Genomic DNA, 20,584 nt, shown 5'->3' with positions numbered 1-20,584 from the left:
TCGTGGCTCAACTCCATCGACTCCATGCCGCCCTTGTCGCGGTTGTAGCGCTGAGGCGCGCGCCCGCTCCTCATTCGCTCAAGGTTCGCGGCGCTCCAGTTGTCGATCTGGGGATTCGCGGCCTCGTAAGTCCAGTAGCGGGACCGAACGGTCGACCATGACGGCTTGTTGCCCGCTTTAGTGAGCGCATAGATGTCGTCACCGCGGGTCCAACCGCGCGCTCCTGCGTTTGCGGCAACACCGGCCGGCGCGAACAACGACTGAGCCCCTCGGCCACCCTGAACATGCTCCCAGGTGGTAGCCGCGGACTGCGTGACTTGTGCAAGCTGCGTCTGGTCGTCGTAGTCGTAGATGGCACGCGGCGTGGGTCCGTCTGGGCGCGTCGAAGGGCCGCGCGATCCGTGGTCGACGGTATCCGGACTGGTGCACGCCTCGCACCCACCTGGCGGGCCCCGCTCGGTCGTGGCATCTGCCTCTGCCACGGAGTGGTGGTCGCGGTCGTAGACGTAGGAGATAACACCGGAGGCCGTCCCGATCCCAGTCGCGCCCGGGGCTTGCACGCCGAGCAGCCCAGCGGAGAACAGACCGATCAACACCGCAACGAGACGGCCTAAGGACTTCACTGAACGACCGCCTCACCTGCGGCTCGCAGGACGTCTGCCAGCCACACCAGGGCATAGGAGGTTGCAGCTGAGGATCCCTGAACGATGCGGTCGATGTTCTGGAGTGACTCCGTCAGCTGGCTCACGGTGAACTCGTTGGGCTCCGCGTAAATGTTGGCGCGCTGTTCGGCTGGGATGGACCAGAAGAAGTCCTTGTCGACTGCTACGACGGGTCCCTCGACGTCCTCCAGGTGTGAGAGAAGCAGGTCGGCGGCTCTCCGGAGAGTCTCAACAGGAATGTCAACTTGCGCATCCATTATCCGCCTCCGCGAAGCTTGTCGATCTGGTCTTGGAACGTTCTGATCTCGTGCTCAAGGTGCCGAGTGCGGCCGTCGATGATCCGCTGCCGTATCTCGGGGGTCGGCGCCCTCTGGAGATGGCCGAGGTTGTCGAAGGCGTCGGGGTCTTTCCGGAAGGCGTCGAGCTTGTTCCGGTGCGTCTCAACCTGCCGTTGAAGCGATCGAAGTGACTTCTGCTGCGATGCAGTCAGACACGCCAAGTCGTCTGCGCCGTTTGCGGCAACACGGGACCCGGCGGTGACGACAGAACTCCAGTCCATGACCAGAGCTGGCGCCCGCGTCGTACCCATGGCTTGCGCGCCCGGCGCGAACTCGGCAGGGCTGGTGTAGGTGGTCGTAGGTCCAGGTGCGGTGGCATCGGGGCGCGCGGAGGCGCCGCTCAACCGAGCATCGGCGGGGTCATAGGTTCTGTGGGCGTCGTGAGTGGCAGGTGGACCGCGGTCGCTGGTCGTGTTCATCAAGAGCGCCGGGCCGTGGTCGTCCTCGTAGACATGGACCGGCGGAGAATGGGTCGGCGCCACGATCGCGGACGGCGACGCCAGGCCCAGCAGCACGGCAATCAGCGCGGCAAGCCCGAACCGCACGAACTGGATCCCGCACGCCACGAACCCGCTCACGATTCGCGCCGCCATACGTCTTGACCGAGTCGCTGGCCGGCATCCGTCGTATCGAGCCAGACGATCTCTCCCGGCATCACGAAAGGATCTGTCCGCGCACACCAGTCCTCCGTGATCCGAGCCATCGCCTGCGCTGGCGAACTGTCCCAGGGCGAATGGCTCGTGCCGTCATAGTCGCCGGGGACAAGCAGGCCTTGGAAGATCAGTCGGCCAATCAAGCCAATCGAGAGATCCCGGAGCAACTCGGGGTCGTGAAGACCCGACCTTCGCGCTAGGTCGATCACCTCGGCAGCGGACACCCAGTCTTCGGCCGCGCGAGCCAAGAGGTCTTCGGCGAGAGTCCGAGCGGACTCTGGAGTCTTCATTCGATGTGCACCTTCCGAACGGTGCCGTCGGGATACCGGATGTCGATGGTCCGACCGCCGCTCTTGGAGCCTTCGCGAAGACCGATGCGGATCCCATCGGAGCGCTCCACCCACATTCCCTTGTAGCCAGGAACGTCGACCGGCTTTCCGCCGCGGCTCAACTGCGTGTGGAGCTTGCCAAGTTCGGCGTCCGAACCCACGGTCCGCACCGACGAGCTCTTGCCCTTCGGCAAGCCTCTCAACGCGTCATCGACATTCGTCAGTGCTCTGCCGCTGTTTGCGGCAACACCAGTAGCCACCACGATCTGACGGCTCGCGTCGTCGTTCCCTAGCCGCTGACCTGCGGGTTCTCGTTGCGGAGGCTCGACAAGAAGCTCAACTGTCACGTTGTGAGCCCCGACGCGAGTTTCAGCGACACCGTTGGTCGCGGCAGACGCCGATGCGTTGCTGAGGATCGTGGCCAGGACCGCGACGAGGGCGACCAAGAGTCGACTCACTCGCTGCCCCGATCGGGGTCCAGGAGCATCTGCTCAAGCAGGTGCTCGGCAGCCATACTGACTCGAGCCCAAGAGTCGCGATCGCTAGTCCCAAGGGCGTTGTCGAGCGCGCGGCCCAGCGACCAAGCGGGGTTGACCTCGTCTCCAAGTAGAAACGCGCCCACGTGGTTCTCTGGCTCATCGACGGCTCCCGTGTCGTCGAGGAGGTCGAGGACTTGGTCGAGATCTTCTGACCGTGACCCCGGACGACCGACGACCGCTAGGAGCCGATCCTGATCGGCGAGCAGCCTGAGCCCCTCCAAGAGTTGCGTTCGAAGCCACGGGGTCGCGAAGCGATCGTCAGTGCCCATTCCACGACCCCCAGGTGTTCCACTCGGACAGCGGAATGTGCGCCTGGTCGGGCACGTCAGAGATGCGAGTCCCTGAAGGCAGCAACTGCCCGTCCCGTCCGACGACGCGACCACCGTCGTTGATGACTACGTGGTCGACTTGTTGGCTAGGGTATGGCGAACTCGGGTTACCTCGGTCGATTCGAACGCTGCTCTGCTTTGGCCCACGCCAGACGAACCCTTCCTTGCCAGGGTCCTGACGGAACTTCTTGGTCATCCCTGGTCCCGACCAGCCTGACGGGATTTTGTTGGTTCCGTGCGGGAACCAACCTGGGCCGATCGGTGTCTTTGCGGCGACACGCGTTCGCTCAAACGCAGGGGGAGCCCCCTCGTGCGCCCGGGCCGGCCGTTCGGGCGTAGCCGCCACCATGGCGCCCTGCACAAGCAGCGCGGTGTCGTCGTAGTCGTAGGTCGCGCGGGGTCCGTGGCCACCCAGAACCGCCGGAGGACCGTACGACCGAAGGTCGACGGCGTTGTAGGTGGTGCTGGCGTAGCCCTTGACCGGCAGACCTCGCTCGGGTGCCGCGTAGTTCTCGGGTGCGTCGTAGGTCGGGGTGTCGTAGGTGTAGCTCGGTCCGGGAACGCTAGGGACGACGGCCAACGCCTCAGCAGCATTCGCGAGACCGACGCAAGCCAGAAGCAGGCCGACGAGCACGGCCAGCAGACGAGGCATCACGACACCGAGAAGTCCTGAAGCATCACGGGCCAGACGACCGTGTACTCATCGCCATCGGTAGCCCGGTACGCAGCTCGCACAGCGGCCCAGCGCGAATCGGCGCCAAGCGATGCCTGCGCGTCCCTAAAGGCGTCGAGGGGTAGATCCGTGTGAATAAAGAGGTTCATCTCCCCTGAGCCAAAATCGTGACCGTCGACGTAGCCGTGGGCCTCGGCAAGGTCGGTCTCTAGGGCGTATTCCATCGCGATGAGAGCGTCGTAGTCGGCCTCGGAAGCGGTCGGCCACTGAAGAACGAGGATGAATTCCATGATGCCTACCAGGGGTACGGGGGTGGACGGAGACCGTTTGCGATCTGCTTCTGGATGTAGAACAGCTGCCCCTCCTGGGGCCCAATGGGCAGGGTCTCGTGGAGAGAACGCTCAAGGCCGAGCATGTCCTTCTTCGGTCCTCGGGCAAGGATGTTGAGCCTGCCCCCGTCGAGTTCCTTCGATGTGTACCGCGTGGCCGGGTTCTTCGTGATCCCGTACTTGAGGTGCTCACCGGCCGCGCCCAACTTCTCGTACAGGACGGTGTCCCCGACCTGAGCGACCTCGTCTGCCGACTTTGCGGCCTTGCGGCCACCTCCGAGGAGGCGCGGAACCTTGCTGAGCAGCTTGCCAACTCCGGCAGCAACGCCGGCTGCTGGGTGCGGGTGGTCATGGAGTCAGTCTCGCAGGAACGCTCACCGTGTTGCGCTAGGGAATTGAAAGCTCCGCATCGACGAGAGTCCAAAGCGGGCCAGGATCATCAGTAGTGGCCGCGGCCTCGCATGAAGCCTCCATAGCGTCGCCCGCCGCCGCATATGCCACGGAAGCAGCTGCACGAGCGCGACCGAAGGCCTGCAGGTAGTCATTGGCACTCGCGGTGCCGGCGTCAACCTGATCCTGGATCTGCCATGCGGCGTAATCGAGCGTCTCGACGACGTTGGCCAGCCGACGTTGGGCGTCAGGCCCAAGAGCTTCGCCCGAGCCGACCGCCGAGAACTGACGCAGCACCTCTGGGTCGCTCAGCCCGGACGTCGAAACGGCAAACTGGGCTGCCACGAGGGCTACCCGCTGCCGCGCGTTCGGCGCTGCTTCCGAGAGTCGTTGCGCGACTTCCGGAGCAATGCTCTGAAGCCTGCTCATAATGGTCCTCTCAATGGGGTCGCGAGCCATCCGCCCGAGCCTGCTATGGCACCTGCACATGCAGGACAGATGGGCCGACCGGCGCCGATCGACACCACTTCGTAGCCATGCTCGGCGGCGTAGGCGACGATGTCGGCCTCGGCATGGCCAGTACCTCGAACTATCACTTCGCCTGGCTGTGCCGTCACACCCGGCCTCAGGTATCCACGGGGCTCGCTTGTCGAGATGACTCGAATCTCGTTGCCTGCTCCATCTCGAAGGACGCCGGCACCCATGGCTACTCTGCCGCGCGCACCCGCTGGCAGTTGCGCCTGCAACTCGGCAGCTCTGCTTGCCGCCCAGGCATCCGCCTTGGCTACCGAGTTTGCGGCAACACCGGTAGCCACCACAATCTGGGGCTCTACGGCCGCTTCTCCTAGCCGCTGACCTGCGGAAACAGCCTTCGGTGGCCCGAGGACCGGCTCGGCCAGATGTTGCGAAGCCCTGACACGGCTTTCAGCATCCGGGCCGGTCGCGGCCAATGCGGTAGTGCTGGCCAGCAGGGCGGCGACGAGAGCGGCTAGAAAGAGGGGCAGGCAGCGCGGCACCAGTCGCGACGGTCTGCCCGTCGACTGCCGCGCGCCGCGATCGTGAGCTCCGAGCATGTCAGGTAGGCCCAGCACTCTCGGCTGCGTCGAGCCACTCCGAGTAGTCGTCGCGGACACCCTGAACGGTGCTCTCTTCTTCACTGTCGAGTTCCTCGCTGGACAACCGCCGCACAACGGCCTCGACAGTGCCCACGTCTAGGTGGCGGGTCAGCCAGATCGAAGGATCGACCGCGCTCCCGCGCAGTCCGAACTGCGCGCTTGCGTACTCGAGCAACATTCCAGCCTGCTTCTCCGACAGTCCGGGAATGTCGATCGACCAATAGGCATCTTGTTCGGTCATGGTCCGATGCGCTCCAAGTTGTGGTCGTAGGTGCCCATCCGGGTCTTCCTGCCGCTGAGTCCGTCGCCGCTGCGCGCCATCTTCCAGAGCCCGCCGCTGTGGGAGGTGGTGTCCTGAACGATGTAGTTCTTCCTGTTCGTGAAGACCTTCTGACCGCGCATGATGAACGTCGTCGGCTTGCATCCGACGCGGCGAGCCATGTCAGCCGCCTGAGCATTCGTGAGTGGAGTGGTCCTGTTGCTAATCAGATGGATTCAATACCGAGACTGCAGTCGCCACGAGCAGCAGGAGGGCCCAACCTAGATCGCGCCCGCACAGCCGCGGCAGAGGGCGCGGGCACTCGTTACCCAACCGTGATCGAGGTAGACGCTCCGGCTCGCCAGCCCACCAACACGCCTCCCCAAGATCGGGACCAAAGTCTGCAGTGTGATCCATTGCACACGTGCAACATTTTCTGTTACGTTGCGGGACCATGTTCACGGCAGAGGTTCCCACCGGCTACGTCCCGGTCGGCAGCGAGACGCGCCTGGCGCGCCGGCTGCGCGGCCTCGACGTCGGTCGCACCGACCCACTGCCCGCCTTCAAGGAGGCGCGCCGGATCTTCATCGCCGGCGAGAAGCTCGACATGCACGAGCTGGCGGCCACCCTCCGCATCGACCGGGCCACCCTGTTCCGGTGGGTCGGCAACCGCGACCAACTCCTCGCCGAGGTCATCTGGTCGGCCACCGAGCCCACCATCCACCGGGCCATCAGCGAGGCGCGGGGAACGGGCGCCGAGCGGATCGCTGACGCGCTCACCCGCTGGGTCGCGGCCGTCCAGGAGTCCCCGTTCTTCCAGGCATTCCTGCGCCGCGAGGGCGAGCGGGGGCTGCGACTGCTCACCACCACCGCCTCGGGCTTCCAGGACCGACTGATCCTCGAGATGGAGCAGTTGCTCGTCGCCGAGAAGAAGGCGAGCGGCATCAGCTACCCGCTGCCGATCCCGGACCTGGCCTTCGCGCTCGCCCGGATCGCCGAGGCCTACATCTACGCCGACATCGTCGTCGGCGAGACCCCGAACGCCGCCCGGGCCGGCTACGTGATCAAGACACTGCTCGGGATTGGCCCCGGGGAGGACCCGTGACTGTTCCCAGATCGTGACCATGCCAGCCCGTCAAGTCCATTGACACCCACACAGCCCAGTCGATACTCATGGCTAACTGCGATGGGGGTCACTCACCCAGAGGGAGTGGTTCGTGCTTTCGGTACGCAACCTCGAAGTCGTCTACAACGACGTCATATTGGCCCTACGCGGCGTCAGTCTCGACGTCCCCGACGGCAAGATCGTGGCGCTGCTCGGCGCCAACGGTGCCGGCAAGTCCACGCTGCTGCGCACCCTGTCCGGCCTCCTCGACGTCCATGACGCGGAGATCCGCAAGGGCGCGGTCACCCTTGACGGCAACGACATCGGCCACCTGTCGCCGTCCAAGCTCGTCAAGCGCGGCATCAAGCACGTGCTCGAAGGCCGACGCGTCTTCAAGGAGCTCACCGTCGAGGAGAACCTCCGCTCCGGCGCGCACACCCACCGCAAGAACATGGGCGCCAACCTGGACAAGGCCTACGGTCTCTTCCCCAGGATCGCCGACCGGCGCGGCCAGATGGCCGGCCTGCTGTCGGGCGGCGAGCAGCAGATGCTGGCGATGGGCCGGGCGCTGATGTCCGAGCCCCGCTACCTGCTGCTCGATGAGCCGAGCCTGGGCCTGGCCCCCAAGGTGGTCGAGCAGATCCGCGACATCGTCGTCCAGATCAACAGCGAGGGCACCGGCGTACTGCTGGTGGAGCAGAACGCCACAATGGCGCTCTCCGTCGCCGACCACGGCTACGTGATGGAGACCGGCCGGGTGGTGATGGACCGTCCCGCCGCCGAACTGCTCGCCGACGACGACGTCCGCGAGTTCTACCTGGGCCTGCACACCGGCGACGACGGCGACACCCGCTCGTCGTACCGCGACGTCAAGCACTACAAGCGCAGGAAGCGGTGGGCCTCGTGAACGAACCCGTCCTCGTCTTCGACGACGTACATCTCAACTTCGGCAACGTCAAGGCCGTCAACGGCGTCAGCTTCACCGTGAACCCCGACGAACTGTTCGCGGTGATCGGCCCCAACGGCGCCGGCAAGACCTCCATCTTCAACGTGCTCTCCGGCGTCTACCGGCCGCAATCGGGCTCGGTGACCATGCACGGGCAGCAGTTGCTCGGCATGAAGCCGCCGGCGATCGCGAACCTGGGCGTGGCTCGCACCTTCCAGAACATCGAACTCTTCGCCAACCTGACCGTGGTCGACAACCTGATGCTCGGCCGCCACCAGCACATCAAGTACGGCACCCTGGCCGCGTTCGCGTGGGTCGGCAAGGCCCGCAACGAAGAGGTGCGCCACCGGCGGGCCGTGGAGGAGATCATCGACTTCCTCGAGCTCGAGGCCTGGCGGATGCTGCCGGTGGGGATGCTCCCCTACGGCGTGCAGAAGCGCGTCGAGCTGGGCCGCGCCCTGGCGATGGAGCCCAAGCTGCTGCTGCTGGACGAGCCGGTGGCCGGGATGAACCTCGAAGAGACCGAGGACATGGCCCGCTTCATCATCGACATCCGAGACGAACTGCAGGTGCCGATGATCATGGTCGAGCACGACATGGGCCTGGTGATGGACATCGCCGACCGGATCCTGGTCGTCGACTTCGGCACCCCGATCTCGCTCGGCACTCCCGCCGAGGTGCAGAAGGACCCGGCCGTGATCACGGCCTACCTGGGGACGGAGGCCTCCGCATGACCACCACGCTGGCCACCCGGGTCCGGGACCGTGCCGCCACCCACCCCGACGCCGTGGCGATGCGGGAGAAGCAGCTGGGCATCTGGCAGGAGATCACCTGGGCCGAGCACTGGGACACCGTGCTCACCCTCGCCCACGCGTTGCTGTCGCTCGGCGTCGAGCGCGGCGATCGGGTCTCCATCCAGTCCGAGAACCGGCCCGAGTGGGTGCAGCTCGACCTCGCGACCGTCGCCGTCGGCGGCATCACCGTCGGCCTCTACCCGACCAACCCCAGCCCCGAGGTCTCGTACATGCTGTCCCACTCCGGCGCCAAGGTGCACCTGGCCGAGGACCAGGAGCAGTTGGACAAGGCGCTGGAGGTCATCGACGACTGCCCCGACCTGGAGCACATCGTGTACGTCGAACCCCGCGGCATCCGCGGCAAGTACGACGACGAGCGGCTCACCTACTTCGACGACCTGATGTCTCGGGGCACGGTGCATCGCGCCGCGCATCCGGGCGCCGTCGAGGAGCGGATGGCCCAGGCCACCGAGGACGACGTGGTGACGCTGGTCTACACCTCGGGCACCACCGGGCCGCCGAAGGGCGCGATGCTCAACAACCGCAACGTGGAGTTCGCTATCAACGCGTTCTGCGGGGACAACACCCAACTCGGTATCCCGCCCGGTCGCGACGATCTGATCCTCTCCTACCTGCCGTTGTGCCACGTCGCCGAGCGAGCGTTCACGACCTGGTTCTCCGCCGGCGCCGGCACCCAGGTGAACTTCGCCGAATCCATCGACACGGTGCCGGCCAACCTGCGCGAGATCCAGCCGACCATCGTCTTCGGTGTGCCGCGGATCTGGGAGAAGCTGCTGGCCGCGGCCCGGATCAAGGTCGACTCGGCCACCCGGCTGAAGCGACTGTGGAGCAGGTTCTGGCTCAAGCAGGCCGAGGCGATCGGGGCCACCCTGATCGCCACCGGTGGCGCCCACACCACGGCCAGCCGGATCCGGTACGCGATCGGCTGGGTCTTCTTCTTCCGCGCACTCAAGGACCGTCTCGGCCTGCGCCGGGCCCGGTACGCCGGCTCCGGTGCCGCACCGATCGCCCCGGAGGTGCTCGGCTTCTTCATGGGCATCGGCGTGCCGATGCACGAGGTCTACGGGATGACCGAGAACGCAGCCATCGCTACCGCCAATCGACCCGGCCGGGTCAAGCTCGGCACCGTCGGGGAACCCTACGCCGACATCGAGGTGATCACCGACCCGGACACCGGCGAGATCCTGGTCCGGCACCCCGGTGTCTTCGCCGGCTACTGGCGCAACGAGCAGGCCACCGCCGACACCGTCGATCCCGACGGCTGGCTGCACACCGGCGACGTGGGCGAGTGGGTGGACGGCACCCACCTGAAGATCACCGACCGGATGAAGGACATCATCATCACCGCCGGCGGCAAGAACATCTCCCCCTCCGAGATCGAGAACGCCCTCAAGGCGTCCCCGTTCGTCAAGGAGGCGATCGTGATCGGCGACCGGCGCAAGTTCCTCACCGCGCTGATCGGGATCGAGCTGGACACCGTCGGCGAGTGGGCCCAGAAGCGCAAGATCGGCTACACGACGTACCGCGACCTCTCCGAGAAGCCCGAGGTGCGTGAGCTGGTGTCGAAGATCGTCAAGGACGTCAACGCCAAGCACAACCCGGTCGAGCAGATCAAGGACTTCGCGTTGCTGCCCAAGGAGCTCGACCACGAGGACGGCGAGCTGACGGCCACCCAGAAGGTCAAGCGGTCGGCGATCGACTCGATGTTCGGCGACCTGGTCACCGCGATGTACGAAGGAGCCAAGCGATGAACCAGTTCCTCGGTGCGGTGTCGGTCGGGCTCGGTCAGGGCGCGATCTATGTGCTCCTGGCCCTCGGCTTCGTGATGATCTACAAGGCGATGGGGGTGATCAGCTTCGCGCAGCCGTCGTTCATGATGTCCGGCGCAGTGCTGGTCAGCTACCTGACCCCACGGTTCGGGTTCGCCGCCGCGGTCGTCCTCGGCGCGATCGGCATCGCCGTGGTCGCGCTGGTGGTGGAGCGGCTGGCGATCCGGCCGATGGTCGGCAAGGCGGTCTTCGTGATCGCCATCATCACCATCGGTGTGGACATCGTGGTGCGCACCATCGCCACGGCGTTCCTCGGCGTCCATCCGCGCAGCGTCGGTGACCCGTGGGGGCTCAGCGCCTCCACCCTCGGCGGCGTGGTGATCCAGCACCGGCACCTGGCCGCGTTCCTGGTCGCCACGGTGATCGTGATCGCGCTGTTCGCGTTCTTCCGGTTCACCCCGATCGGGCTGGCGATGCGCGCCGTCGCCCTGGACCAGGAGGCGGCGATGGCCCAGGGCATCAACGTGGGCACCGTCTTCGCCACGTCATGGGGCCTGGCCGGTGGCCTGGCGGCAGTCGCCGGTGTCTTCGCCTCCACCGGTGGGGCGATCGACAACAACCTGTGGGTGGTCGCACTGATCGCCCTGCCGGTGATCATCCTCGGCGGCCTCGATTCGCTCGGCGGAGCAGTCGTCGGCGGCCTGATCATCGGGCTCACCCACGCCATGGTCTCCACCTACTACCGGGACCTGATCCCGTTCGTCACCAACAACCCGGCCAGCGTGGCCCCGTTCGTGGTGATGTTCTTGGTCCTGCTGCTACGGCCCTACGGACTCTTCGGAACGAAGGAGGTGGTCCGGGTATGAGGGGCCGTCCCGAGCTGTACACCAGCTATCGCCAGGAGATGGCGCTCTTCAACACCCGACCCAAGTGGGGTGGCGTGGTCGCCATCATGGCGGTCGCCGTACTGCTGCCCTTCTTCGTCGCCGACGACCTGTTGGAGGTGATCGGCCTGGGGCTGGTGCTGGCCATCGGCGCCATCGGCCTCAACCTGGTCACCGGGTACGCCGGCCAGATCTCGCTCGGCCACGCGTTCTTCGTCGGAGTCGGCGCCTACACGGCCGCCTTCATCGCAGGCAACCCCGAGGGCAGGTTCCTCGGCCTGGGGATCAACATCCTGCCGGTCTGGGTGATCGCCGCCGGTCTGGTAGCGGCCGCCTGCGGAGCGATCGTGGCGCCATTGGCCACCCGGCTACGCGGCCTCTACCTGGCCGTGGTCACCCTCGGACTGGTCTTCATGGGCCAGTACATCTTCAACGAGTGGCGCAGCCTCACCGGCGGTCCCGGTGTCGGCCGCGATGCCGCCCGCCCGATCCTGTTCGGCAACGACCTGACCCGCAACAGCGACTTCAGCAGCGACCAGAAGCTCTACTGGCTCTTCCTGGTGGTCCTGGTGATCATGGCGCTGGCCGCACGCAACCTGGCCCGGTCCCGGGTGGGTCGCGCGTTCCAGGCGGTCCGCGACCGCGATGTCGCCGCCGGGGTGATGGGGGTGAACCTGGCCCGCTACAAGACCATCGCGTTCACCGTCTCGTCGTTCTACGCCGGCGTCTGCGGGTCGCTGCTGTTCGCCGCCACCCGGCACATGGATCCCGACAAGTTCGGACTGGTGCTCTCCATCCAGTTCGTCGCGATCGTGCTGATCGGTGGCGTCGCCACCATCTCCGGGTCGATCATGGGGGCGCTGCTGATCGCCTCCCTGGAGCGGCTCTCCTCGGCACTGGCCCATCAGGTCGGCTTCATCTCCACCTCCCCGACCCAGCAGCCGAACATGTTCACCGTCGAGGCGATCTTCTACGGCTCGCTGATCATCCTCTTCCTGCTCTTCGAGCCACGTGGCCTCTTCGGCATCTGGCACCGAATACGCGTCTACTGGAAGTCGTTCCCGTTCTCCTACTAGACCCCAGACTCACTGTCCCAGCTCATCCACAACAGGAGGAACCAATGAAGACACAGATCCGCAGGGCCGCCGTGATCGGCGCGGTCGCTGCCTTGGTGCTCACCGGCTGCGGCCGCGGCACCGATGCCGAGGAAGGCGACGTCCCCGGCGTCACCTCCGAACCGTGCCCCGAAGCCATCGACGACTCCAAGGGCTGCATCTACCTGGGCACGGTGAGCGACTTCACCGGCGTCTTCAGCCCGGTCGGCATCCCGATGACCGCCGGCGCCCAGGCCTTCTGGGACAACGTCAACCAGAACGGTGGCATCGGCGACTACGAGGTCGACACCACCACGCATGTGCGTGACTCCGGCTACGACACCACCCGGCACGCGCAGCTCTTCCGCGAGATCCGCGATGACGTGCTGGCGATCGCCCACTCGCTGGGCACCGCGCACACCAACGGCATCCTCGAGGACGCCCGCGAGGACGACATCGTGGTGCTGCCTGCCTCGCTGGGCTCCAACTGGCTCTTCGAGGACGGCGTCGTGCACGTCGGCACCAGCTACTGCGCCGAGGCGATGAACGTCGTCGACTTCGCGGTCGACCAGCTCGGTGCCACCAGCGTCGGCGTCGTGCACTTCCCCGGCGACTACGGCGACGACGCCGCGGTCGGCGCCGCGATCGCCGCCGAGGCCCGTGACATCGAGATCTTCGACTACACCACCGGTCCCGGTGGCGTGGACGAGCAGACCGCGGTCATCTCCGGCATCCTGCGTGACCAGCCGGACGTGGTGCTGATCGCCACCAGCGCGGTGGAGACCGCCGCTGTGGTCGGCGCCACCGCCCAGCAGGGCTTCCGCGGCGCCTTCATCGGCTCGCTGCCCTCATGGAGCGGGGCACTGCTCGGCACCCCGGCGGCTCCGGCCCTGGAGGCGATGTTCATGCACGCCTCCTCGATCGGCGCCTGGGATGCGGACACCCCCGGCCACGACGAGCTGCGCGCCTACGCCGAAGCCAACGACGTCGAGCCGAACGACTGGTTCGGTGTCGGCTGGGCCGGCGGCCACGCCATGAAGGCGCTGCTCGAGAAGGCCATCGCCGATGACAAGCTGACCCGGTCCGGCCTGGTCGAGACCCTCGGCAGCCTGACCGGCGTCGACTCGATGGGCATGCTGCCCGCCGACGACGGCAACTACGCCGGCGACAGCAACGAGCGGGCTCCGCGGACGACCTTCATCAACCGCGTCGACCCCGACTCGGCGACGGGTCTGACCGAGTCGGTGCCGGCCTTCACCGGTCCGACGGTGGCGGACTACGAGTTCACCTCGGCCTGCTACTCGCAGCGCTGATCCACCCACTACTCAGCCCCCGGGACCGATCGGTCCCGGGGGCTGAGTGCTGTCCGGGCCAATCCGGAGGCGTCGCCGCCCCGAACCACTCCATATGCACACCTCATCGATCTGGGCAGCCCGCGGCGTAGCCGCCGCCCTCGCCGGCCTCGCCGCCGGTCATTTGCTCGCCGCTGTCGTGAAGCCGGCGACCTCGCCGGTCTTCATCGTCGGGGCCGGGGTGATCGACCTGACCCCGACACCGGTCAAGGAGTTCGCCGTCGCCACCTTCGGTACGGCCGACAAGCCGCTGCTGCTCGCCTCGGTGACCCTGGGCACCCTCGGTCTGGCCGCGGTAGCCGGTTTGTTGGCCCGGCGGCGACTAGCCCTGGGCCTGCTCGCGCTGACCTTGCTTGCGGTGGTCAGCGCCGCCGCGACGCTGGCCCGGCCTCGGGTCGAGATGGTCGACCTGCTGCCGTCGCTGGCCACCGGACTGGTCGCGGTCGCAACCCTGATCTGGTTGGCGCGGACCACCGACGTGGCGGCACCTGCCAGTGAGGACGGGCCTTCGCGCCGGGGACTTCTGGGGGCGGGGGCGGTGATCCTGGCCGCGGTCGTCGTCGGCAGCGCCGGCCAGTGGCTGGCCACCGCCCGCAGCCAGATCGCCCGGATCACCCTGCCGAAACCTGCCCGGCCACTGCCCGCGCAGACGGCCGGGCTCGAGAACGGCATCACCGGGATCAGCTCCTTCGTCACGCCCAACTCCGAGTTCTATCGGGTGGACATCAATCTGACGGTGCCCTCGGTCGACGTCGACTCGTGGCGGCTGACCATCGACGGGGACGTCCGCAACCCGCGGGTGCTCACCTTCGAGGAACTCGCCGGAATGAACCTGGTCGAGCGCGACATCACCTTGACCTGCGTCTCCAACGAGGTGGGTGGCCGCTACGTCGGCGCCGCACGCTGGCTCGGCGTACCGCTGTCGGACGTGCTCCAACCCAGCGATCCGGACGCCGACCAGATCCTCTCCGAGGCCGTCGACGGGTTCACCATCAGCACCCCACTCGCGGTGGCCCTGGACGGTCGGGACGCGATGATCGCGATCGGCATGAACGGGGAGCCGCTGCCCGCCCAACACGGCTTCCCGGCCCGGCTGATCGTGCCCGGCATCTACGGGTACGTCGGCGCCACCAAGTGGCTGTCGAAGTTGACGGTGACCCGCTACGACCGGGACGAGGCCTACTGGACGGCCCGCGGCTGGGCCACCGAGGCACCGATCAAGATCCAGTCCCGCATCGACACTCCAGCGCCGCTGGCCCGGGTGCCCGCTGGTCTCGTCCCGATCGGCGGCATCGCCTGGGCCCAGGATCGCGGCATCGGTGAGGTGCAGGTGCGCGTCGACGGCGGCGGCTGGCAGCGGGCCAACCTGGGTCCGGACGCCGGCGTCGACTACTGGCGGCAGTGGTGGTGGCCGTGGCGCGCCACCCCGGGCCGACACCGGTTGTCGGTGCGCGCCCTGACCCTCGACGGCGAGGTGCAGACCGCCGCGCGCGCCACCCCCTTCCCCGACGGCGCCAGCGGAATCCAAGAGATCAGCATCGTCGTCGAATAGGGACCAATCCGATCGGCCTCCGGCAACGAACCCCCCACGTCCATGCACACAAGCACCGAAAGGTGGCACCATCATGACCACGACCCGAACCCGACTGCGTAGCGCCGGCAAGCCTGCCCTGCACGCCACGGTTGCTGCGATTGCTGCCTCACTGGCGCTGACCGCCTGCAGCAGCGACGACCCCGCGGAGACGAGCTCCGGCAATGGCAGCAATGGCGACGCGATGACCTCCTCCCCCGAGGACCAGACCTTCGGCCCCGGCTGCTCGGCGATCCCGGACAGCGGTGCCGGCTCCTTCGACGGCATGGCGACCGAGCCGGTGGCCACCGCCGCCAGCGCCAACCCGCTGCTCACCACCCTGGTGGCTGCCGTGGGGGCCGCCGGACTGGGCGACACCCTGAACTCGGCCGAGGCGATCACCGTCTTCGCACCCACCGATGACGCGTTCGCCGAGATCCCGGCCGACACCCTCGAGGCCGTGCTCGCCGACACCGACACCCTGACCGCGATCCTCACCCACCACGTGGTGGCCGGTCAGCTGTCACCCGACGAGGTCGCCGGCACCCACGAGACCCTCGGCGGCACCACCCTGGTGGTCCGAGGCTCCGGTGAGCGGTTCACCGTCGGCAACGAGGAGGCAGCCGTGCTCTGCGGCAACATCCCCACCTCGAACGCGACCGTCTACGTCATCGACACCGTCATGATGCCCTGACGGCGTGACAAGATGAGAGACATGTCCAACGACCCCGTGCCCGCTGGTGAACCGGCGGGCACGGGGGCGCCCACCGAGGCCCTGGCCCAGCTGCTGCGACGCTCCGCGCGCGGCGACGAGGCCGCCTTCGCTGAGTTCTACGACGCCACGGCGGCCCGGGTCCACGGGCTCATCCGTCGGGTGATCCGTGATCCCGCTCAGTCGGAGGAGGTCACCCAGGAGGTCTACTGGGAGGTGTGGCGCACCGCGTCCCGGTACGACAGCAACGCCGGCTCACCGCTGGCGTGGCTGATGACCGTCGCGCATCGTCGGGCGGTCGACCGGGTGCGGGCCAGCGAGGCCTCACACCGTCGCGAATCGTCGTGGAGCGGGCGCAATCAGCCGGTTCCCCACGACGAGACCGCGGAACGTGCCACGACCGCCCTGGAGGCGGCCAGGGTCAGGAGTGCGATGACGCAACTGACCGACCTGCAGCGCGAGGCGTTGCAGCTTGCTTACTTCGGGGGTTACACACACAGGGAGGTGGCCGCGATGCTCGATCTGCCAGTGGGCACGGCCAAAACCCGGATCCGGGACGGCCTGATCCGGCTCCGAGACGCGTTGGGGGTGGCCCGATGATCGACATCCACGCCCTCTCCGGCGCCTACGTCGTGGACGCCCTCGACGACACGGAGCGCTCCCTCTTCGAAGCCCATCTGGCGGACTGCCCGGCCTGCCGGGACGAGGTCGCCGAACTGACCGAGACCACCGCCGTACTCAGCTCGAGCCTCGTCGAGGAGCCGCCGTCCCACCTGCGGGACAGCATCCTGGCCGGGATCACGACGATGCGGCCCCTGCCGCCGCTGGTGCCCGACCTGGCCGAGCACCGGCGACGTCGGTTCCGCTGGATGCCCAGCCTGATGGTGGCGGCCGCCGTGCTCACCGCGATCGCCGTCGGCACCCTGTTGATCGGCAACGCGGGCGATCCCGAGCAGCCGGTGCTCACCGCCGACGACGTGATCAGCGCCGAGGACGCCGAACGGGTCCGGGTCGAGCTCGATGGGGCGCGCGCGGTGATCGTCCGCTCCGCCTCCGTGGGTCACGCCGCGATCATCACCCGGGAGATGCCGCCCCCGCCGGACGGGATGGTCTACCAGTTGTGGCTGCAGGATCCCGACGGCAGCCTCGCCTCGGCCGGGCTGATGCCGCGGGAGCGCAACCAGACGCTGCTGCTGGAGGGTGACGCCACCTCCGCGATCGGCGCCGGCATCACCGTGGAACCCGAGGGCGGGTCGCCGCAGCCGACGTCGGAGCCGATCATCTTCGTCGCGTTGTCCTGACTCACTTCTTCCGCGACAGCCAGGCCATCATCGCTACGCGGGCCTCGTCACTGCCGAAGAGCCGGGCACTGGTGGCCGCCATCTCGTCGCCGAGGGCGTCGATGCGGGCCACCAGGTCCCGGTTCAGGATCCGCTTGGACTCGCGCAGACCCTGCGCGGCGCCGGTGGCCAGTTCGGCGCAGACCTCGGCGACCCGGGCGTCGACCTGGTCGTCGGGGACCGCTTCGGTGACCAGGCCGTACGCCGCGGCCTCGGCACCGCCGAAGGTGGCCCCACCGAGGGTGGTCAGCGCGGCGGCCCGGGGGTTCATCCGGGCGTGCACGGTGAGGCTGATGACGGCCGGCGCGAGACCGAGCTTGACCTCGGTGAGCGCGAAGTTGGCCGATTCGGCGGCGATCACGATGTCGGAGGCGGCGACGATGCCGATGCCGCCTGCCCGGACCGGTCCATCCAGCCGGGTGACCACCGGTTTGTCGAAGGTGACCAGGAGTCGTTGCAGGTCGACCATCGCCTTGGTGCCCTCCTCGAAGGGCGTCACCGCCGCCTCGGACAGGTCGGCCCCGGAGCAGAAGACTCGGTCGGCCGAGCGCAGCAGCACCAGCCGCGCCTGATCGTCGGCCCCGGCCTTGTGAATGCTCTCGAAGAGCTCGGTCACCAGCTGCCGCGACAGGGCGTTGCGGTTGTGCGGGGAGTCGAGGGTGACGGTGGCGACGCCGTCGGCGACGTCGAGGTGAACCAGGGGCTGGGGGGCGTCGGTCATGGCTCTCATCCTTGTCCATCGGTCACCGTGGTGACAGTTGTTCTTGCTTCACAGGCGTGCGAGTTGTGTCCTCAGGGATAAACGTATGTGTAACGTTGTGCCACGGACATCGGTGTCCGTTCCAGGAGGGTGACGACGTGGACGAGATCGACGTGATACCGGCTGGGGGCGCCGCGCTCGACGAGATCCTGATCGCAGGTGCGATGGCCGGCGTGGTGATCCTGGTGTTCGGCTGGATCACCTGGCGTGAACGCGGCGGTCACACCACCTTGGTGGGCAGGTTCGCGGACTGGCTGTCCACCAAGGACGGACTCCCCCGCTGGGCCGGCCTCCCGTCGTACATGCTGGTCGCGGCCCTGCTCTGCGCGGGCTTCGGGGTCTGGTGGGATGTGCCGATCCACATGCAGAACGGCCGCGACGAAGGGCCGCTGGCGAACCCGTCGCACTACTTCATCTTCTTCGGCATCCTGACCTTCCTGCACGCCGGCATCCTCAGCATGGCGCTGGCCCGCGACCCGCTGCCGCGCGGTGCGGTGCGGCTGTCGCCGAGTTGGCGAGTGCCGCGCGGGTCGCTGATCGCGGTGGCTGCTGGTCTGATCGCGCTGGTCGGCTTCCCCGCCGACGACCTGTGGCACCGACTCTTCGGCCAGGACGTGACCGAATGGGGTCCCACCCACGTGATGATGATCGGCGGGGCGGTCACCTGCATCCTGGCGGTGCCGTTGCTGCTGGCCGAGGCGCATCAGGTGGGAGCGCCCGGCACCCGAACCACGTTCGGGCGGTGGCGTTTCGCGGTGGCACTGTCGCTGTGCATCGCCCCGTTCGCGTTCCTGATGGAGTTCGACCTCGGGGTGCCGCAGTTCCCGGCGGCCACTCAGTTCATCATCGTCGGCTTCCTGGCGGCGTGGATCTTCACCGCGGTGCGGCTCTGGTTCGGGCCCGGTGGCGCCCTGCTGGCGTGGGGTGTCTACACCGCGGCGCACCTGTTCCTGATGGTGACCGTGTGGGCGCTGGGCGATGTGCTGGTGGCCCGGTGGCTGCTGCTGCTGCCGGCGGCGGTGATCGTCGAAGCGGTCGCACTCATCCCGGGGATCCTGCGGCGACCGTTGCGCTTCGGGGTGATCTCCGGCGTACTCATCGGCACAATCGGCCTCTTCGCTGAGTGGCTGTGGAGCGATGTGTTCATGCCACTGCCGCAGCCTCTGGCCGCCTCGTCGTTGCCGCTGATGCTGGCCACCGGCACCCTGGCTGCGATCGGCGGCGGGATGCTCGCCGCGTGGCACGTCGCCCACATCCACGCGGTGGCCGGCACCACACCGGCCGACGTCGAGCAGGCGGCCCCGGACGGTGCGTGGTGGCTGCAGCACCGACTGGCGCTGGGCGGAGTGGGCGCATTCGTGGTCCTGATGGCCGCCCTGGCTCCCCCGGCTGAGGGCCCGGCGCTCACCGCCGACGTGAGCTACTCCGATATCGCCCGCGCGGACGGGTCGAGCCAGGCCTGCGCCGGTGACGTCGAACTCTGCATGGCGGTGGTCACCGTCCGCCTGACCGAACCCGACGCCCTCGATGACGCGATCTGGTTCTACGGACTCGCCTGGCAGGGCCGTGGCCCGCACGGCGACACCAACGTCCCCGGTGACCCGCAAGGGGCGCCCGGCGTGGTTCGGGTGGCGATGGAGCCGACCGGGGAGCCCGGGGAGTTCCGCAGCGTTGGCCGGTTGCCGCTGTACGGCAACTTCAAAACACTGATCCGTGCCCATCTGGCACCGCGCGACATGTTCGCGCTGGCGCTCTACGCCCCCGACGACCCGGCGATCGAGTCCGCGCGCGGGCGTCAGATCGTGGTCGAGGACGGGGACACCGCCACCTTCATGAGTGAGAAGCAGTTCCTGCAACGCGAGATCAAGGACGACACCCCGGCATGGCTGGACACGGCAGCGCATGCGGTCGTGATCGCGATGTGGCTGGCGCTGCTCCTCTTCTACATGTTCACCTACGGCGGCGCCGCCCGCGCCGCCCGAAGGCCCGTCCCCGCCGAGGTGTAACCCTCTGTCGCCGGCGCCGCCTGTCGGTGGTCGAGTGCCGCCTGCGTTCGGTGGTCGAGTGCCGCCGAGGAACGAGGCGGTGTATCGAGGCCACGCCCCCGGGTCCTCCGGGACAGGCCGGTGGCCCCGCAGCCGGTGGGGTTGCGGGGTCAGGGGCTGGGTGTATCTCGTGGTGGGTCGAGGGGACTGCTTCCGTCGGGTCCACGGTGATAGGTCCGGCCTTGGGGGCTGGTCCACAGGTACTCACCAGGGATCAGCATGGTGTAGGTCCACCCCAGGTGCGTCTTCGCCCTGTGGTGGGTACGACACAACGGCGCGAGGTTCGTGGAGTCGGTCCGGCCACCGCCACCGTCGTCGCGCCAGGGTTCGACATGGTCCAGATCGCTGGTCCTGGCCGGCCTGTGGCAGAAGGGGAACACACACGTCGGGTTGTTCCCGACCACCTGCTCCCGCAACCTGCCCGAGGGCTGATACCCCGTCGACATCAACGTCTCGTGAAGGTCGAGGACCGGTTGGACGGTGACCTGGGCGCCCTCACACCATTCGGTGAGCTGCTCAAACGTCACCAACCGATCCCGCTTCCCCAGGATCGTCTCCACCCGGGCGATCCCATCG

The 20,584-nt window shown here is 67.7% G+C and carries 25 protein-coding genes; 12 read left to right on the top strand and 13 right to left on the bottom strand.

From position 1 onward, the window contains the following. The 11 genes from JKG67_RS18645 to JKG67_RS15785 form a co-directional block, all read right to left on the bottom strand. On the bottom strand, positions 1–257 hold a 257-nt coding region (locus tag JKG67_RS18645; protein ID WP_238998572.1), incomplete at its 3' end, for a hypothetical protein. 362 nt (positions 258–619) lie between these two features. Continuing rightward, positions 620–919 carry a hypothetical protein gene (locus tag JKG67_RS15830; protein ID WP_203338313.1) on the bottom strand — a complete coding sequence of 100 codons (300 nt, stop codon included), beginning with the start codon at positions 917–919 and terminating at the stop codon, positions 620–622. Further along, positions 919–1,578: a hypothetical protein gene (locus tag JKG67_RS15825; RefSeq protein WP_203338312.1), complete on the bottom strand. Its 660-nt coding sequence runs from the start codon at positions 1,576–1,578 to the stop codon at positions 919–921. The genes JKG67_RS15830 and JKG67_RS15825 overlap by 1 nt, the downstream gene beginning before the upstream one ends. Then, the gene (locus JKG67_RS15820; protein ID WP_203338311.1) at positions 1,575–1,943 is read right to left on the bottom strand and encodes a hypothetical protein; all 369 of its coding nucleotides are present in this window, start codon (positions 1,941–1,943) and stop codon (positions 1,575–1,577) included. Before JKG67_RS15820 ends, JKG67_RS15825 begins: the two co-directional genes overlap by 4 nt. After that, positions 1,940–2,428: a hypothetical protein gene (locus JKG67_RS15815; protein WP_203338310.1), complete on the bottom strand. Its 489-nt coding sequence runs from the start codon at positions 2,426–2,428 to the stop codon at positions 1,940–1,942. The genes JKG67_RS15820 and JKG67_RS15815 overlap by 4 nt, the downstream gene beginning before the upstream one ends. An 8-nt stretch (positions 2,429–2,436) precedes the next feature. Then, complete coding sequence (locus tag JKG67_RS15810; RefSeq protein ID WP_203338309.1) at positions 2,437–2,790, bottom strand: hypothetical protein; 354 nt, start codon at positions 2,788–2,790, stop codon at positions 2,437–2,439. Beyond that, on the bottom strand, positions 2,780–3,502 hold the full coding sequence (locus JKG67_RS15805) for a hypothetical protein (RefSeq protein ID WP_203338308.1): 723 nt from the start codon (positions 3,500–3,502) through the stop codon (positions 2,780–2,782). The genes JKG67_RS15810 and JKG67_RS15805 overlap by 11 nt, the downstream gene beginning before the upstream one ends. After that, positions 3,502–3,813 carry a hypothetical protein gene (locus JKG67_RS15800; protein WP_203338307.1) on the bottom strand — a complete coding sequence of 104 codons (312 nt, stop codon included), beginning with the start codon at positions 3,811–3,813 and terminating at the stop codon, positions 3,502–3,504. Before JKG67_RS15800 ends, JKG67_RS15805 begins: the two co-directional genes overlap by 1 nt. Before the next feature lie 426 nt (positions 3,814–4,239). Continuing rightward, positions 4,240–4,701, bottom strand: coding sequence for a hypothetical protein (locus tag JKG67_RS15795; RefSeq protein ID WP_203338306.1), 462 nt, complete (start codon positions 4,699–4,701; stop codon positions 4,240–4,242). Between the two features lie 615 nt (positions 4,702–5,316). Next, the gene (locus JKG67_RS15790) at positions 5,317–5,598 is read right to left on the bottom strand and encodes a hypothetical protein (protein ID WP_203338305.1); all 282 of its coding nucleotides are present in this window, start codon (positions 5,596–5,598) and stop codon (positions 5,317–5,319) included. Then, positions 5,595–5,798: a toxin C-terminal domain-containing protein gene (locus tag JKG67_RS15785; RefSeq protein ID WP_203338304.1), complete on the bottom strand. Its 204-nt coding sequence runs from the start codon at positions 5,796–5,798 to the stop codon at positions 5,595–5,597. Before JKG67_RS15785 ends, JKG67_RS15790 begins: the two co-directional genes overlap by 4 nt. Before the next feature lie 272 nt (positions 5,799–6,070). Between JKG67_RS15785 and JKG67_RS15780 the strand changes: the two genes are divergently transcribed. The 11 genes from JKG67_RS15780 to JKG67_RS15730 all read left to right on the top strand — a co-directional run bounded on the left by JKG67_RS15780 (position 6,071) and on the right by JKG67_RS15730 (position 17,164). Beyond that, complete coding sequence (locus JKG67_RS15780; protein ID WP_203338303.1) at positions 6,071–6,721, top strand: QsdR family transcriptional regulator; 651 nt, start codon at positions 6,071–6,073, stop codon at positions 6,719–6,721. Positions 6,722–6,833: 112 nt separating this feature from the next. Then, entirely contained in the window at positions 6,834–7,628 is a 795-nt protein-coding gene (locus JKG67_RS15775; protein WP_203338302.1) for an ABC transporter ATP-binding protein, read from the top strand. Beyond that, on the top strand, positions 7,625–8,401 hold the full coding sequence (locus JKG67_RS15770) for an ABC transporter ATP-binding protein (protein ID WP_307816598.1): 777 nt from the start codon (positions 7,625–7,627) through the stop codon (positions 8,399–8,401). Before JKG67_RS15775 ends, JKG67_RS15770 begins: the two co-directional genes overlap by 4 nt. Further along, positions 8,398–10,233, top strand: a complete 1,836-nt coding sequence (locus JKG67_RS15765; RefSeq protein WP_203338300.1) for an AMP-dependent synthetase/ligase — start codon at positions 8,398–8,400, stop codon at positions 10,231–10,233. The genes JKG67_RS15770 and JKG67_RS15765 overlap by 4 nt, the downstream gene beginning before the upstream one ends. Beyond that, on the top strand, positions 10,230–11,117 hold the full coding sequence (locus tag JKG67_RS15760) for a branched-chain amino acid ABC transporter permease (protein WP_203338299.1): 888 nt from the start codon (positions 10,230–10,232) through the stop codon (positions 11,115–11,117). The genes JKG67_RS15765 and JKG67_RS15760 overlap by 4 nt, the downstream gene beginning before the upstream one ends. Next, the gene (locus JKG67_RS15755) at positions 11,114–12,211 is read left to right on the top strand and encodes a branched-chain amino acid ABC transporter permease (protein ID WP_203338298.1); all 1,098 of its coding nucleotides are present in this window, start codon (positions 11,114–11,116) and stop codon (positions 12,209–12,211) included. Before JKG67_RS15760 ends, JKG67_RS15755 begins: the two co-directional genes overlap by 4 nt. A 44-nt stretch (positions 12,212–12,255) precedes the next feature. Continuing rightward, positions 12,256–13,542: an ABC transporter substrate-binding protein gene (locus JKG67_RS15750; RefSeq protein WP_203338297.1), complete on the top strand. Its 1,287-nt coding sequence runs from the start codon at positions 12,256–12,258 to the stop codon at positions 13,540–13,542. A gap of 94 nt (positions 13,543–13,636) precedes the next feature. Then, positions 13,637–15,133: a molybdopterin-dependent oxidoreductase gene (locus JKG67_RS15745; RefSeq protein ID WP_203338296.1), complete on the top strand. Its 1,497-nt coding sequence runs from the start codon at positions 13,637–13,639 to the stop codon at positions 15,131–15,133. A 73-nt stretch (positions 15,134–15,206) separates the two neighbouring features. Next, the gene (locus JKG67_RS15740; RefSeq protein ID WP_203338295.1) at positions 15,207–15,845 is read left to right on the top strand and encodes a fasciclin domain-containing protein; all 639 of its coding nucleotides are present in this window, start codon (positions 15,207–15,209) and stop codon (positions 15,843–15,845) included. Positions 15,846–15,866: 21 nt separating this feature from the next. After that, positions 15,867–16,463, top strand: coding sequence for an ECF RNA polymerase sigma factor SigK (gene sigK / locus JKG67_RS15735; RefSeq protein WP_307816597.1), 597 nt, complete (start codon positions 15,867–15,869; stop codon positions 16,461–16,463). Further along, positions 16,460–17,164: an anti-sigma factor gene (locus tag JKG67_RS15730; RefSeq protein WP_203338293.1), complete on the top strand. Its 705-nt coding sequence runs from the start codon at positions 16,460–16,462 to the stop codon at positions 17,162–17,164. Before sigK ends, JKG67_RS15730 begins: the two co-directional genes overlap by 4 nt. 1 nt (position 17,165) lies before the next feature. On the opposite strand, the gene JKG67_RS15725 is transcribed toward JKG67_RS15730, so the two are convergent. Beyond that, positions 17,166–17,924 (bottom strand): enoyl-CoA hydratase-related protein, encoded by a 759-nt coding sequence (locus tag JKG67_RS15725; RefSeq protein ID WP_307816596.1) that lies wholly within the window; start codon positions 17,922–17,924, stop codon positions 17,166–17,168. A 137-nt stretch (positions 17,925–18,061) separates the two neighbouring features. Between JKG67_RS15725 and JKG67_RS15720 the strand changes: the two genes are divergently transcribed. Then, positions 18,062–19,969, top strand: a complete 1,908-nt coding sequence (locus JKG67_RS15720; RefSeq protein WP_203338291.1) for a hypothetical protein — start codon at positions 18,062–18,064, stop codon at positions 19,967–19,969. A gap of 149 nt (positions 19,970–20,118) precedes the next feature. Here the strand turns inward: JKG67_RS15720 and JKG67_RS15715 are convergent. After that, a partial coding sequence (locus JKG67_RS15715) for an HNH endonuclease signature motif containing protein (protein ID WP_238998571.1) occupies positions 20,119–20,584 on the bottom strand: 466 nt, incomplete at its 5' end.

It is taken from the genome of Nocardioides limicola (assembly GCF_016827675.1).
Classification (GTDB): Bacteria; Actinomycetota; Actinomycetes; order Propionibacteriales; family Nocardioidaceae; genus Nocardioides; species Nocardioides limicola.
Note: the sequence above shows the minus strand (reverse complement) of the source record. Positions and strands in the feature narration are given on the sequence as shown.